Raw genomic sequence first — 13847 nt, 5'->3', positions numbered from 1 at the left:
ATAACTATTTATTTTTGTTGATGATGTCTTTGATTTTGTTAATGTCTTCCTCGCTCAGCTCCTCCTCTTTTACCATAAATGATAACAGGCTTTCTACCGAATTATCGAAATAGCCGGAAATCATTTTTTTAAAAAATGCCTTCCGGTACTCAGCCTTTGATATGGCGGGGAAATACTCATAGGTTTTTCCATAGGCCTTGTAATCTACATAACCCTTCTTTTCCAGTAGTCGTACCACTGAGGATATGGTATTGTAGGGTGGCTTCGGATCATCTGGCAAAGCATCAATAATGTCTTTTACGAAACATTGCTTCAGCTTCCACAAAACCTGCATTACGCGCTCTTCTGTTTTTGTTAACTCTTCCATAAACCAAAGATAAAACTTATTTTTCAGTTATACAACTATATTTTAAGTTATATAACTAATTAATCAGTTTTATATATTTTTTAGTCATTTTTTGTCAAAATCACACTATTTTGACCAATTATTACCTATTTTTGCCAATATTTGACTGTTATACCCTATGAAAACCTTGCATATCATCAAAATTGGCGGGAATGTAATCGATAACTCAGAAAATTTATATCATTTTTTGAAGGATTTCACTGCTTTGGCCGGTGATAAGATACTGGTTCATGGTGGTGGTAAGGTGGCTACTCAACTTTCGGAGACGTTGGGCATAGAAGCAAAATTGGTTGATGGGCGCCGGATTACCGACATTGAAACACTGCGTGTAGTAACAATGGTATATGGCGGATTGATCAATAAAAACATTGTAGCGCAGTTGCAACGCTTTGGTACTAATGCTATTGGTTTAACAGGTGCCGACGGTAACTTTATCCGCACAAAAAAACGCCCGGTTAAAACTATTGATTACGGCTTTGTGGGCGATATTGATGAGCAATCTATTAACCCGGAAAACATAGGCCGCTTGCTGGATGCAGGCTTTACCCCTGTTTTTTGTGCCCTTACGCACGATGGTGAAGGCCAGCTATTAAATACCAATGCCGATACGATTGCTTCGGCACTGGCTGTTTCGTTATCATCCATTTATGAAACAACCCTAATATACTGCTTTGAGAAGAAAGGTGTATTAATGGACATCAACGATGAAGAATCGGTGATACGCGACATTGATCCTGCGCGGTACGAAGATTTAAAAATTAAACAAATAATACACAGCGGTATGCTACCTAAGCTGGATAACGCCTTTACGGCTATCGCCTGTGGCGTTAAAGCTGTGGTAATAGGACGATCAGATGAATTGGGCGACCTTGAACAAGGCAAGCCATTTGGTACACGATTAAGTAAGTAGAACGAAATGAATACGAATCAACATATTGCCATTTTAGGCAGCGGCAACATAGGTTTATCATTAGCCAAGGGCCTGGTAAAATCAGGATTATGGACACCGCAACAGATTACCCTGACCCGTAGAAACTTAGATGCACTGGCAGAATATGCAACTGAAGGCTACGTGGTAACCAATAACAATGCAAAAGCTGCCAAACGTGCCGACATTGTAATACTAGCCGTATTGCCGCAACAATTAAATAAATTGTTAGATGAAATAAAGCCGGGCATTAAATCAGAAAAGCAATTATTGGTATCAGTTATATCAGGCGTTAGCTGCGAAGATATCCGCCAACAACTGGAACTGAACGTACAAGTGGTACGCGCTATGCCTAACACGGCGATAGCGATTGGCGACTCGATGACTTGTATAGCTACAGATACCGGCACAACTAAAAACGTTAACCTGGTTAAATCATTGTTTGATACTGTTGGTGTAAGCTTACAGATAAATGAAGAGTTAATGACTGCAGCCACTGCCCTATGCGCCTGCGGTGTAGCGTTCTTTTTACGTTCAGTTCGCGCAGCATCTCAAGGTGGTACCGAAATTGGCTTCCATGCTCATGATGCGCTTAAAATGGCTGCTCAAACAGCGCGTGGTGCGGCAAGTTTGTTGCTACAGTTAGCCTCGCATCCCGAACAGGAAATTGACAAGGTAACCTCGCCAAAAGGCTGTACTATTGCCGGTTTAAATGAAATGGAGCACAATGGCTTTAGTTCGGCTATGATCAAAGGCATTAAGCTGTCTGCCGAGAAAGCAGGTGATCTTTATAAAGCCGACGACTAAACTATTCCAAATAATAATGCCTGATGTAATTCAGGTCATCATCCAATTCATATACCCATGGCGTTGCTGTGGGTATTTCCAGGTCGGCAACATCTTCGTCTGATAGGTGGTCGATGTATTTGATGAGTGCGCGTAAACTATTTCCATGCCCACATATAATTACCTTTTTACCTTCGCGCATAGCTTTTACTATACATTCGTTCCAAACAGGTAGTACCCTATCCATGGTAACGCCCAGGTTCTCGGTTAAGGGTAACTCAAATTCGGTTAAATTTTTATAGCGGATATCATGGCCCGGATAACGCTCGTCTTCTTTTGTTATAGCCGGCGGGCTTTCATTTGGATCGCGGCGCCATTTCTCCACTTGTGTTTCGCCATATTTTTGCCGCGTCTCATCTTTGTTTAAACCTTGCAGGTCGCCGTAAAAACGTTCGTTCAGTCGCCACGATTTGGTTACGGGTATCCAAAGGTGATCCAGCTCATCTAATATCACATGCATGGTTTTTATACAACGTTTTAAAACAGATGTGAAGCCGATATCAAAAGTATAATTGTGTTTTCTCAGGATCTCTCCTGCTCTTTTGGCCTGTATAAAACCTTCTTCAGATAAGTCTACGTCTGTCCAGCCGGTAAAGCGGTTTTCGTGGTTCCAAACGCTTTCGCCATGGCGTATCAATACTAGTTTCTGCATCTTATAAGCATAACGCCTCGGGCGATATTCAGTTTTGCTAAATCATTTTAAATCCTATATATTGCGATATAAACTTAAATTAAAACTAAACCAATTATGAGTACAGCTCCTGTTCGGGACGGCATTGCCAATCCCGCGCCGCTAGGCCTATGCGCTTTCGGCATGACCACTGTTTTGCTTAACATCCACAACGCCGGGTTTTTCGAACTTAATTCGATGATACTGGGCATGGGTATTTTTTATGGTGGATTGGCCCAGGTTATAGCCGGCATCATCGAAGCAAAAAAAGATAATACCTTTGGTTTAACGGCCTTCACTTCTTATGGCTTCTTTTGGCTATCGCTGGTGGCGTTAATTGTTATGCCTAAGTTGGGCTGGGCACCGGCTGCATCAAAAGGTGCAATGGCGGCTTACCTGGCGGTTTGGGGTGTATTTACTTTATTGTTATTTTTTGGTACATTACGCTTAAACAGGGCGCTGCAATTTGTATTTGGATCATTGGTTATACTATTCTTTTTATTAGTTGCGGGCGATGCGACCGGCAACGAATCTATCACCCGTTTAGCAGGCTACGAAGGCATAATATGTGGTGCATCAGCCATTTACACCGGTATAGCACAGGTATTGAATGAGGTTTATGGTAAAGTTGTATTACCAATAGGCCCCGTAAACAAGTAATTTGCTAACTTGCGCAGGTGAAAGATTTTAAGAAATATTATATAATACCTGCTACGCCTGATATGGTTTATATGGCGCTAACTAATCCATTAACTATTGAATTATGGACAGGTGAACCCGCAGAAATGTCAACAGAACCGGGGTCTGAATTTTCAATGTGGGATGGCGCCATTATAGGCAAAAACCTGGAGTTTGAACCGGGCAAGAAAATAGTACAGCAATGGTATTTTGATGGCCACCCTGCTGAATCCATCGTTACTATTAAACTGCATGCTGATAAAGGTGAAACATCCTTAGAGTTAAGACATACCAATATACCTGAAGAGGATTATGACGATATGATAGACGGCTGGACGTATAACTACTTTGGCGCGTTAATAGATTTTTATCAGGGCGGATAGATAATCCACCGGTAATAAAACCAAAAAAGCCGCTCAAATGAGCGGCTTCTCTATTTTAATGTATTAAGATATCTTCTTAGTACAATGTAAACTCAACACGACGGTTTTGCTGACGACCTGCTGCTGTTTTGTTAGTAGCAATAGGCTGACTTTCGCCGTAACCGGTAGCCTCGACACGTGATGCGTTAGCACCTTTCTCAACCAAATAAGATTTAATTGATTCTGCACGTGCTTTTGACAATTTCAGGTTAGCAGCATCTGAACCTACATCATCTGTATGGCCTGCTAATTTTAAGCTGAAATTTTTCTCAGTTAACAAGGCAGCTACTCTATCCAAACTTGGGAATGATTTAGCGCGCAATGTTGCTTTACCAAAATCAAATTCAAGGTTATTGATCGCGTCTTTAACAACTTTTTTATCCTCTTCTGTTATGTAAACCTTAACTTCTTTTCTTTCCGGAAGCGGACAACCTGAGCCATCTACTTTTGTACCTGAAGGTGTACCAGCACATTTATCCAGGAAGTCAGGAACGCCGTCACCATCAGTGTCTGCAGTAAATCTTGCAATATCAGCACGGGTGGCGTTAAGATCGTTTCTTAACGCGTCATTAGCAGCTTTCTGCTCGTTGATAGCCATTTGCAAACGTTGCTCTTCCATTAAATACTCCTGGCGCATTGACGACACCGGGTTATGTGTAGCTAACTGTGGTTTTGATTTGCTACCTAAGGCAAATTCTAAACCAATGTGCGCATATGAATATTTATCATTGCTAAAACCATTGTTGTAGCCATCAAAGTTATCGGCATCAACAAAGTTTACCTGGTACCCCATGTCAAGGTTAACGCCTTTTGACAGGTTGAATTTAAGACCCAAACCTACAGGTATGTAGGCAGCTCTGATGTCTTTAGTAGTAGCTTCCGTACCATTACTTAGCATAGTTGTTGGTGTGTAGGCTGAATAACCACCACCAGCAGTTATATACGGCTGTATAGCCGATTTATTTGTTTTCCAACTGATGTTGGCCAAAGTAAAGTTTAAACTCAAATCGACTGCGTAATCTAAATTAGTTTTATAGCCTGTGAAGGTTGATACAGTCGAAGTGCGACCAGATACTTTTCCTTTCAAAAAATTGGCTTGTAAGCCAAAAGATGGCAAAATTTGTTTTTTAATGTAGCCGCCATATCCTATTTCATCGATAGCATCACGATAGTCGCGTACTGAACTTCTGAATGGTGTGTACGGTGTTAATAGCCCTCCGTTAATACCTATTGACCAGGTGCGGTAAGCGCCATTGCCTGAAAATGGTTTTACATAATCTGCAGAGCCCATGTTTTGATCAGTAGTTTGGGCTAAAACTGTTCCGCCTAACAGCGTACCTGTTATTAATAAAGCGACTTTTTTTAAAGGTAGTTTCATATTTTTTTCTTAAAGTTGATTTACCACATGTATGGCAAACGTTACACGCAGAGATTCAACATTGGTGCCACGACACCCCTTTTAAATAATGCTGAACAAATAAAGGCACATAAAACACATTCCTGTTTGGGTTAACAGGTTAACAACAGTGCTGTAAATGAGGTGCTTTATACCGTAAGGAAATCATTACTAAATATATATTTTAACACTACATATCAGTATTAATAACAAAAATGGTTAATGAATTTAAAACTATACATAATGTACGTTTAAACTCATTAACCATTAAAATAAATGATATAAATAATACTAAGCGGGGTGTACAAACACCTCGGTTTTTATTTGCGCACCGGCAACTTCTAATGTTGATGCTACCGAGCAATATTTGTTTACTGAAAGATCAACAGCCTTTGCTGCTTTATCAGGATCGATATTGCCATACAAATGGAACTCTATGGTAATATCTTTCCATAATGATGGCTCCTTCCCCGCTTCACGTTCGCCGTTGATTACCATTTTATAGTCTTTCACATCCTGGCGCTGTTTCTTTAAAATACCAATTACATCAATTGCCGAGCAGCCGCCCAGGCCCATTAGCAACATTTGCATAGGGCGCACGCCAAAGTTTAATCCGCCATTTTGCGGGTTAGTATCCATTCTTACAACGTGACCGTTCTCGTCCGCTGCTTCAAAACCATAATCGCCGTTTACACGGGCTAATTCAATTTTAGGCATAGTAGTATGTGTAACAATAGCGCTAAGTTAGCCATTTTTAGCAGAGTAATTTGTGGGCATAGTTCAATTTTATGTAATTTTAATCCACTTCAAAATACAACCTTATCTATGAAAAAAGCCCTTTTATTGATGTTATTTGCATTTATTGCGAATGCAAGCTTTGCCCAAAGAACGCTGATAGGTTTAGAAGACCTAAAGTACATAGCTGCCAATAACATACGCCTGGCGGACACTGTTTTACTGTCAAAAGGATTCGCCGTTAAAGCTAAAAACGATAAAAAGCGTACCCGCGAGTATACCGTAAGGCAAAAAGACGGCACCTTTGTTAACCTTAATTTCAGGGCCGATGGCCGACGCATGTTTTTAGAGTTGGAAACAAATTCGCTGGAACAATACGATCTGCTTAAAAACTCAATATCACAATATATCCACACCACAGGTGATATTGGCGATGTGCAAACATACAGTGTTAAAGAGTTCGGCAATATTTATATCACCGTAAATGATAGTCAGCCTTATAATCCGCTACGCAGAACTTACCTGATGCAAATAGTACCTGATAAAAGCATTACAGCCTACAACTAAGCATACACCTGACGTAAGTGATGATTTAGGTGATCAATATAATCCTGTGCTAAAAATTCAACGGAGTGCAATTGCACTCCGTTTTTATCATTATCACATTTTACTTGAAGCCTGTCTGCCGGGTATTGCTCCCATACTCTCATGATCTGTTGATTAAGCAAAGCCCACAGATCTAACAGATCGTCTATATCGGCATCCTGGTAGTGCTGAGCCCGCACCCACTCCTCCTGTTCGTATATCAGTTTAAAGTTTTCTTCATAAGTACAACGCACAAAACGCTGCAAGTTGATTTGAGCGCTATCGGTTAAATGACCTATGATCTCTTTTCGCGACCATCTATCAGGCGACGGTTTGTCATCCCAATTAATAGTAGATACATCCCTGCTTAATAAGTTATTGATAGCTGCTGATAATTGTTCAATATTCTGTTTCAATGGATTGGCTATATTTATCGATATTTAAAAATCAATTGCATATTTTCACCTCTGCATATATACTTTAACACATGGCGCTAAACTACATTTGGGTTGCTTTTTTTGTAATAGCTTTTGTTATTGGCCTTATAAAATTAATATTTTTTGGCGATACCGAGATCTTCAAACTAATGGCCGAAGGCACGTTTGATACATCAAAGACTGCCGTTATGGATATTGCGCTACCGCTGGTAGGTATTATGTCATTATGGTTAGGTATTATGAAAATAGGCGAACGTGCCGGCGCTATTAATTTTCTGTCGCGTATTGTGGGGCCATTTTTTAATCGTTTGTTTCCTGAAGTCCCTAAAAATCATCCCGCAGTTGGGCAAATGATGATGAATTTTTCGGCTAATTTATTGGGCCTGGATAATGCTGCTACCCCATTTGGTTTAAAAGCGATGAATGGTTTGCAGGAATTGAATAAAGATAAAGACACGGCATCAAATGCCCAACTGATGTTCCTCACGCTGCATGCTTCGGGGCTTACCCTTCTTCCTATCGCTATTATTGCGCAGCGCGCTATTTATAATTCGGCAGATCCTACAGACGTTTTTATTCCCTGCATCATAGCTACTTATGTAGCTACCGTTGCCGGCTTGATCATCATCAGCGTAAAACAAAGAATAAATCTGTTTGACCGGGTAATACTTGCATGGCTTGGAGGTATTAGCCTATGCCTTGGGTTACTCATATGGTACTTCACCGCGTTTTTAAACAAGCAACAAATCGGCGAATTCTCTAAAGTATTCAGCAACGTTATTTACCTGGGCATACCCGTTTTGTTTATACTTGGTGCTGTACGTAAAAAGATAAATGTATTTGAGGCTTTTGTTGATGGCGCCAAAGAAGGCTTTGAAGTATCAGTTAAGATAATTCCTTACCTGGTTGGCTTATTAGTTGCCGTAAGTTTATTCAGAACCTGCGGCGCTTTAACTTACTTGGGCGATGCATTTAAATGGCTATTCAGTCATTTTAATATGGATACCCAATTTACTGATGTGTTGCCGATCGCATTTTTACGTCCTTTAAGCGGATCGGGAGCCCGGGCATTGATGTTGGATAATTTAAAAACATTTGGGGTTGATAGCTTTGTGGGCCACCTATCCAGCGTTTTATACGGCACTGCCGATACAACATTTTATATTGTGGCGCTGTATTTTGGGGCTGTGGGGGTTAAGAAAACCCGTTATGCTGTACCTGCTATGTTGATAGCTGATTTCTTTGGCATTTGTACGGCAATAGCTATCTCTTATTTATTTTTTGGCTAAATATTCCTACTTTGTTTTATCAATAAGTATTATAAACTATTTAAGCCATTCGTATTGTATTGAAATTTATTTACTTTTAAAGCACAAATTTCACTCCCCTGATTAATGGCACAAAAAGATTACCTGGCAGAGAAAGCAAGGAAAAAGAAATCGGCTAATAAAGCTGTTTGGATACTGTTGATATTGTCGGCCCTGGTAATAGTACTTGTTGTTAAAATTCAACTTACCGGATCGCTTAAACCCGATTTTTTTACCGGGTTACCTACCAGTGATGACGCTTACGAAATAGCAAAAGAATTTGTCAGGCCAACCTTAAAATCAAGCAGCAATACATTTGAGGATAGTAAATACCAGTTTGGTAAAACGTCAGATTCAGTATACGTTATACAATCAAAAGTGCAATCAAAAGATGCAGGCGGTGGCGAACCTATTACTACAGAATTTAAAATCACCCTTCGTTACAAAGGCGGCCAGGCCGGCAAAATTAAAAATTGGGATGTAGTTGATCTGTCGCAATTTTAAAGATGTGGCTATAAAACAAAACGGGCCGGAATAAATCCCGACCCGTTTATCACTCTAAAACAATCACCTCTTAACTTTAGAAGTTTCTTTATATAAAATACTTTCGTATTTGCTATCTGACTTATTTAATAACTTGGTCAAAGATACTAATATGTTATAACACCTAATACAATCGGTTGCACATTTAACAAAAAACTGACATTAGGATGTTAATACATCAGTCCTTTTATGAAGATATCGATCAATAAAAGGCGTTTAATATGAATTTCTTCAAGGTGTTCGCGTTTAGGAAACATCACTTTTTTATGTGATACTGCACTTACCCGAACACCGTGCAAAGCATCTAATAACAGATCAACGATGTGCTCCGGGTTGGCTACCTGTTTTATCGTTCCTCTGTCAACTTCCACTCTGATGGCCGCCCCTAACATTTGCATTTCTGCAAGGTGTATCTCTGTGATTATTTCCCAAATAGTGTCTGGCAAATTCTGTTCGTTAAGGCGAAAATAATCGAAGAAGTTATAATTTTTAACAATGAAGTCGTGGTGTGTATCTACCTGAAAGCTAAAGGCTTCCTTTAAATCTACAAAGGTTCCGGCTTTGTCATTTAACTTAAGTAGATACTCGTTTGCCAACTTACGCATAACAGCTATATAGAGCTGGCTTTTATCAGGAAAATAGTAATACAACAAGGCTTTTGAAAGAGACAGGTCGCCTGCAATTTCGTTCATTGTTGTTTTTGAATAGCCGTAATGCAAAAACCGCTGGTATGCTGCTTCGAGTATTTTTTCTCTTTTTAGATCCTGCGGATCATTTCCTGAACTCATGAAAGTTGATATGTTAAAAACTGACTATTTTAACAAAATTATCAAAAATTCTACATTCTTGCAATCGATGGCTTAGCTAAACCTTCAGGCCCGCGCTATCCCTACTCCTGCTCCAACAACCAAAGCATCTTCGGCCGCGCCGATTATCGGATCAATAATACCCGAATATTTACCTATTGCTTTACGCAAATAATAACTTGCATAGGTAGATGCGACCGCAGCTGTACCACCTATTAACACGCCGGTAAGAATATTTTTACCGCTCGCTTTAAACACACTTGCGCCAACCAATGCACCCGAAAGTAATCTACCTGCTACAGAAAAAGGTATTGTACGCCTTTTTGTAAAAGGCAATTTGTCTGCAATAAACTCGCCTACAGCAGCAAGTTTAAGCACCTTAGCCACCGTATCTGTTCGCATAAAACCCAGGGGCGACTTGCCAAGTTTCTTCGATGGATGATGATTTAATAGATGGCTTGCAACGGCTTGTGCCGATGCCGAACGCATACCGGCCAGCACCCCCAAAGCAATGGTTTGCAAAATTGGTTTGGATAGATCTCGTTTTTTCATAGCATACTTAGTACGACAATAACTATTCCTAAAAATCTGCCCAAACAAAAAAGCCGCCGGTGTTCAACTCCGGCGGCTTTGTGTTATTAATTTAACTAAGCTGATTGTATATCTGCTAGTACCGCATTTTCATGGGGTTTTTTACCTTTTATCCTCATTTTAAGGTTAAAGCGTATAATGTACAAGCAAGGTACCAATATCAAAGTAATGATGGTTGCAAAACCTAAACCAAATATCATTGTCCATGATAGCGGGCCCCAGAAGGCAACGTTATCGCCACCAAAGTGAATATGAGGTTGGAAGTGCGTGAATAAACCGGCAAAGTCGATATTGAAACCAATAGCCAACGGAACTAAGCCCAGCATTGCAGCTATCGCTGTCAATAATACCGGCGTCATACGGGTACGTCCGGCTTCAACAACGGCATCGTGTAGGCTTTGGCCTTGCTGCATCAGCAAATCGGTAAACTCAACTAATAATATACCGTTACGTACCACCACACCTGCAAGGGCAACAATACCGATACCGGTCATTAACACCGAGAACGTCATACCAAAAATACTTACTCCCAGTAATACACCAATGATACTAAATAAGATCTCGCTGATGATAATGAAGGTTTTACCTACCGAGTTAAATTGCATCATCAAAATGATCAGTATCAACATAAACGATACGCCTAATGCAGTTAACAGGAACACTGCGGCTTCGGTTTGATCTTCCTGGCCACCACCCATACGCAAGGTAATACCTTCAGGAGTTTTAAATTCTTTCATGACCGCCGCTATTTCAATGTTAACATCGTTAGCATTATAACCACCGGTTTTCAAAACGTTCGATCCTAAAGTGATCACACGTATTTGCTGTTTGTGCTTAATGTTACTGAAAGTATTGGCGTAACGTATATCGCTAAATGCTGATATAGGCACCTGGCGTATAGCGCCCCCGGTAGCAAAATCACGGTAGGTTATTTTTAGGTTGCGTATAGCATCCAGGTCATAACGCTGATCTTCTTTTGCACGTACGTTGATCTCGTAATCATCTTCGGTAGTATTTCTAAAATCAGCAGCTTTTCTACCAAAAAGAGTGGTCAATAATTCAAAACTTATTTGCTGGCTGTTTATACCTTCACGATTAGCGCGTTCGCGATCGATACTAAATACGATCTGCGGCTTATCGTGCTGCACATCGGGAATCAATTCTTCAATCCCGCCAATATTACGTTTGTCGATGAACTTTTTCAGGCTGTTGGCTGCTTTTACCAAACTATCTAAATTATCACCAGCAATTTCAATACTAATATCTTTTTGCGTTGGTGGGCCACCACTTTCCTGGTCAACCGATATTTTGGCGCCCGGCACTATCCCGGTAACTGCTTTACGTATATTTTGTAAAACCTCTCTTGTGTTTTTGCCGTTACGCTCGCCAAATTTCACAAATGCTACGGCTATTTTACCCCTGTTAGGGTAATTGCCCTGATCTTCGTCCTGAGGGTCGGTAACGCTCACGGTAACGTTAGATATGATAGATGAAACTATATCCTTATCAGGTTCTACAGCTTTAGCTACCAATTTCTCTAATTTTTGGGTCACCTCGTTAGTATAGGCCTGGTCGGTACCTTTTGGTAAGGTGATATAAACAAAAGCGAAGTTAGGGTCGGCCTGCGGAAAGAATTCAACTTTCGGGCTACGTACAACCATAAAGAAAATGCTGAATATGAACAGGAAAATGGTTCCGCCCAGTACCCACCAAGGTACGTGCACAGCCTTCTCTAACATATTGGCATAAGCATGTTGAATTTTTGGCCAAACCTTGTTTTGGAAAGCATCTATCCAATGAACAAACACAAAGTGGTTCAACAAAAATAATACTGCTGCAAAAACAACAAAGTTACCTACACCAAAATTAATCAGGTAGCCTAATACAGCAAACCCGGCCAACCAAATTAAAACCCTTTTAACTGTTTTGTCAAACTTAGGATTATCATGCTCGCCTTTAACGTGCGGTTTCATAAAATCGACAGCGAAAACGGGGTTGATAATATAAGCCACTACTAGCGATGCCAACAAAGTTATAATCAACGTTATAGGCAAGAAGAACATGAATTTACCAATGATACTGTTCCAAAAAGCCAAAGGTACAAACGGCGCCAGTGTGGTCATGGTACCTGATAATACAGGTAAAAACACCTCGCCTGCCGCCATCTTAGCAGCTTCCTTTATTGGTACCTTACCATTATCAAAAATACGGTGCGTGTTCTCAATTACCACAATCGCGTCATCCACAACGATACCCAATGCTAACAGGAACGAGAATAGTACGATCATGTTAAGCGTGAAACCTATAGCTGGCATTACCAAAAACGCGATAAAACATGATAATGGTACCGACATAGCTACGAATAACGCGTTAGTTGTACCCATAAAAAACATCAGGATAATAGTAACCAAAATAAAACCAATAATAATGGTATTTACCAGGTCATTAACCGTAGTACGGGTTTGATCACTTTGATCGCCGGTTACGGTAATGTCTAGTCCCTTAGGGAACTCGCTTTTTTGTTTATCTTTAATTAAAGCAAATATTTTATCAGAAGCGCCTATCAGGTTCTCGCCGGTACGTTTACTTACGTTAAGGGTAATTACGTTTTTAAAGCCGCTATCCTCTTTGGTTTTCATACGGGCATAACTTTCCTGCTCGTGGAAACCATCTTTAACTTCGGCTATATCACGCAAGTAAACTGCTCTGCCGTTAGGGTTGCGTATTACCATGGCTTCCACTTCCGGAGCATTTTTAAAGTCCTGGCGAATGTCAACGCTGCGGCGTACACCATCTACACGTAAACCACCTGCAGAAAGAATAACGTTTTCAGCACCCACGGCATTAATAATGTCCTGATAACTGATCTGAGCTGCCGACATTTTATTCAGATCAACATTGATCTGGATCTCGGGCTTTAGCGCGCCTACCATATCTACTTTAGATATCTCCTTCATGCTCTCGATAGCATCCTTCAGGTTGTCGGCATACTCTTTCAGTTTTTTCAGGTCATAATTACCTGATATGTTAACGTAAAGAATGGGCAGATCGGCCACGTTGATGTCTGATACTACAGACTCTTTTAAATTATTATCGCCTTGCGGAAGATCGGGCTTAGCTTTATCAACAGCCTCTTTCACATCATCCTTTGCGTCCTTTATTTTGATGTTACCATTAAATTCGGCAGTGATGATGGAAACGTTATCTGCCGAATTTGAAGTAACTTTTTTTAAACCCTTTAATGATTTTAATCTTTTTTCAATTTGGCGGGTAACCAATATCTCAATATTCTGCGGTGTTTGGCCAAAGTATTGTGTTGTAACAAATACTTTAGACTGCGCTATATCCGGAAAGTTTTCTTTCGGTAGGTTGTTATAGCTTACCAAACCCAATATGGTAAGCAAAACTACGAGCGCGTATATTGCTACTTTATTATCTATGGCCCAACTAGAGGGGCCAAACTCTTTGTGTGAATCTTTCATAAAGTGATCAGTTTA

The 13847-nt window shown here is 40.3% G+C and carries 15 protein-coding genes; 7 read left to right on the top strand and 8 right to left on the bottom strand.

Annotated elements, in window-relative coordinates:
* Nucleotides 1-4: 4 nt before the first annotated feature.
* Entirely contained in the window at nucleotides 5-367 is a 363-nt protein-coding gene (locus tag AC59JT_RS08005; RefSeq protein ID WP_497397558.1) for a BlaI/MecI/CopY family transcriptional regulator, read from the bottom strand.
* A gap of 157 nt (nucleotides 368-524) precedes the next feature.
* Between AC59JT_RS08005 and argB the strand changes: the two genes are divergently transcribed.
* Together argB and proC are read left to right on the top strand one after the other, a co-directional pair.
* On the top strand, nucleotides 525-1316 hold the full coding sequence (argB, locus tag AC59JT_RS08000) for an acetylglutamate kinase (protein ID WP_497397556.1): 792 nt from the start codon (nucleotides 525-527) through the stop codon (nucleotides 1314-1316).
* Nucleotides 1317-1322: 6 nt separating this feature from the next.
* Nucleotides 1323-2141 carry a pyrroline-5-carboxylate reductase gene (gene proC / locus AC59JT_RS07995; RefSeq protein ID WP_497397554.1) on the top strand — a complete coding sequence of 273 codons (819 nt, stop codon included), beginning with the start codon at nucleotides 1323-1325 and terminating at the stop codon, nucleotides 2139-2141.
* Nucleotide 2142: 1 nt separating this feature from the next.
* Here the strand turns inward: proC and gpmA are convergent, their stop codons facing one another.
* Nucleotides 2143-2832 carry a 2,3-diphosphoglycerate-dependent phosphoglycerate mutase gene (gpmA, locus tag AC59JT_RS07990; protein WP_497397552.1) on the bottom strand — a complete coding sequence of 230 codons (690 nt, stop codon included), beginning with the start codon at nucleotides 2830-2832 and terminating at the stop codon, nucleotides 2143-2145.
* Between the two features lie 96 nt (nucleotides 2833-2928).
* Here gpmA and AC59JT_RS07985 point away from each other — a divergent pair, with 96 nt between their 5' ends.
* Nucleotides 2929-3510 carry an acetate uptake transporter gene (locus tag AC59JT_RS07985; protein WP_497397550.1) on the top strand — a complete coding sequence of 194 codons (582 nt, stop codon included), beginning with the start codon at nucleotides 2929-2931 and terminating at the stop codon, nucleotides 3508-3510.
* A gap of 17 nt (nucleotides 3511-3527) precedes the next feature.
* The gene (locus tag AC59JT_RS07980; protein WP_497397548.1) at nucleotides 3528-3911 is read left to right on the top strand and encodes an SRPBCC domain-containing protein; all 384 of its coding nucleotides are present in this window, start codon (nucleotides 3528-3530) and stop codon (nucleotides 3909-3911) included.
* 76 nt (nucleotides 3912-3987) lie between these two features.
* Here the strand turns inward: AC59JT_RS07980 and AC59JT_RS07975 are convergent, their stop codons facing one another.
* The gene (locus AC59JT_RS07975) at nucleotides 3988-5328 is read right to left on the bottom strand and encodes a DUF6089 family protein (RefSeq protein WP_497397546.1); all 1341 of its coding nucleotides are present in this window, start codon (nucleotides 5326-5328) and stop codon (nucleotides 3988-3990) included.
* Between the two features lie 309 nt (nucleotides 5329-5637).
* The gene (locus AC59JT_RS07970; protein WP_497397544.1) at nucleotides 5638-6063 is read right to left on the bottom strand and encodes an OsmC family protein; all 426 of its coding nucleotides are present in this window, start codon (nucleotides 6061-6063) and stop codon (nucleotides 5638-5640) included.
* Nucleotides 6064-6171: 108 nt separating this feature from the next.
* Between AC59JT_RS07970 and AC59JT_RS07965 the strand changes: the two genes are divergently transcribed.
* Nucleotides 6172-6648, top strand: a complete 477-nt coding sequence (locus AC59JT_RS07965) for a hypothetical protein (RefSeq protein WP_497397542.1) — start codon at nucleotides 6172-6174, stop codon at nucleotides 6646-6648.
* On the opposite strand, the gene AC59JT_RS07960 is transcribed toward AC59JT_RS07965, so the two are convergent.
* Complete coding sequence (locus AC59JT_RS07960) at nucleotides 6645-7082, bottom strand: DinB family protein (protein ID WP_497397540.1); 438 nt, start codon at nucleotides 7080-7082, stop codon at nucleotides 6645-6647. The two genes, AC59JT_RS07965 and AC59JT_RS07960, sit on opposite strands and share 4 nt — an antisense overlap.
* A 71-nt stretch (nucleotides 7083-7153) precedes the next feature.
* On the opposite strand from AC59JT_RS07960, the gene AC59JT_RS07955 reads away from it, so the two are divergent.
* Both AC59JT_RS07955 and AC59JT_RS07950 read left to right on the top strand, forming a co-directional pair.
* Entirely contained in the window at nucleotides 7154-8392 is a 1239-nt protein-coding gene (locus tag AC59JT_RS07955; protein ID WP_497397538.1) for a nucleoside recognition domain-containing protein, read from the top strand.
* 105 nt (nucleotides 8393-8497) lie between these two features.
* Nucleotides 8498-8914 carry a hypothetical protein gene (locus tag AC59JT_RS07950; RefSeq protein ID WP_497397536.1) on the top strand — a complete coding sequence of 139 codons (417 nt, stop codon included), beginning with the start codon at nucleotides 8498-8500 and terminating at the stop codon, nucleotides 8912-8914.
* Between the two features lie 209 nt (nucleotides 8915-9123).
* Here the strand turns inward: AC59JT_RS07950 and AC59JT_RS07945 are convergent, their stop codons facing one another.
* From AC59JT_RS07945 to AC59JT_RS07935, 3 genes are all read right to left on the bottom strand, one after another.
* A complete protein-coding gene (locus AC59JT_RS07945) occupies nucleotides 9124-9741 on the bottom strand; it encodes a TetR/AcrR family transcriptional regulator (RefSeq protein ID WP_497397534.1) in 618 nt (205 codons plus the stop codon).
* Between the two features lie 84 nt (nucleotides 9742-9825).
* Nucleotides 9826-10311: a DUF4126 family protein gene (locus AC59JT_RS07940; protein WP_497397532.1), complete on the bottom strand. Its 486-nt coding sequence runs from the start codon at nucleotides 10309-10311 to the stop codon at nucleotides 9826-9828.
* A gap of 95 nt (nucleotides 10312-10406) precedes the next feature.
* Nucleotides 10407-13832: an efflux RND transporter permease subunit gene (locus tag AC59JT_RS07935; protein WP_497397530.1), complete on the bottom strand. Its 3426-nt coding sequence runs from the start codon at nucleotides 13830-13832 to the stop codon at nucleotides 10407-10409.
* Nucleotides 13833-13847 lie beyond the last annotated feature (15 nt).

The organism is Mucilaginibacter sp. A3364, assembly GCF_059690715.1.
The sequence above is the reverse complement of the archived record's forward strand: the minus strand, read 5'-3'. Positions and strand labels throughout refer to the sequence as shown.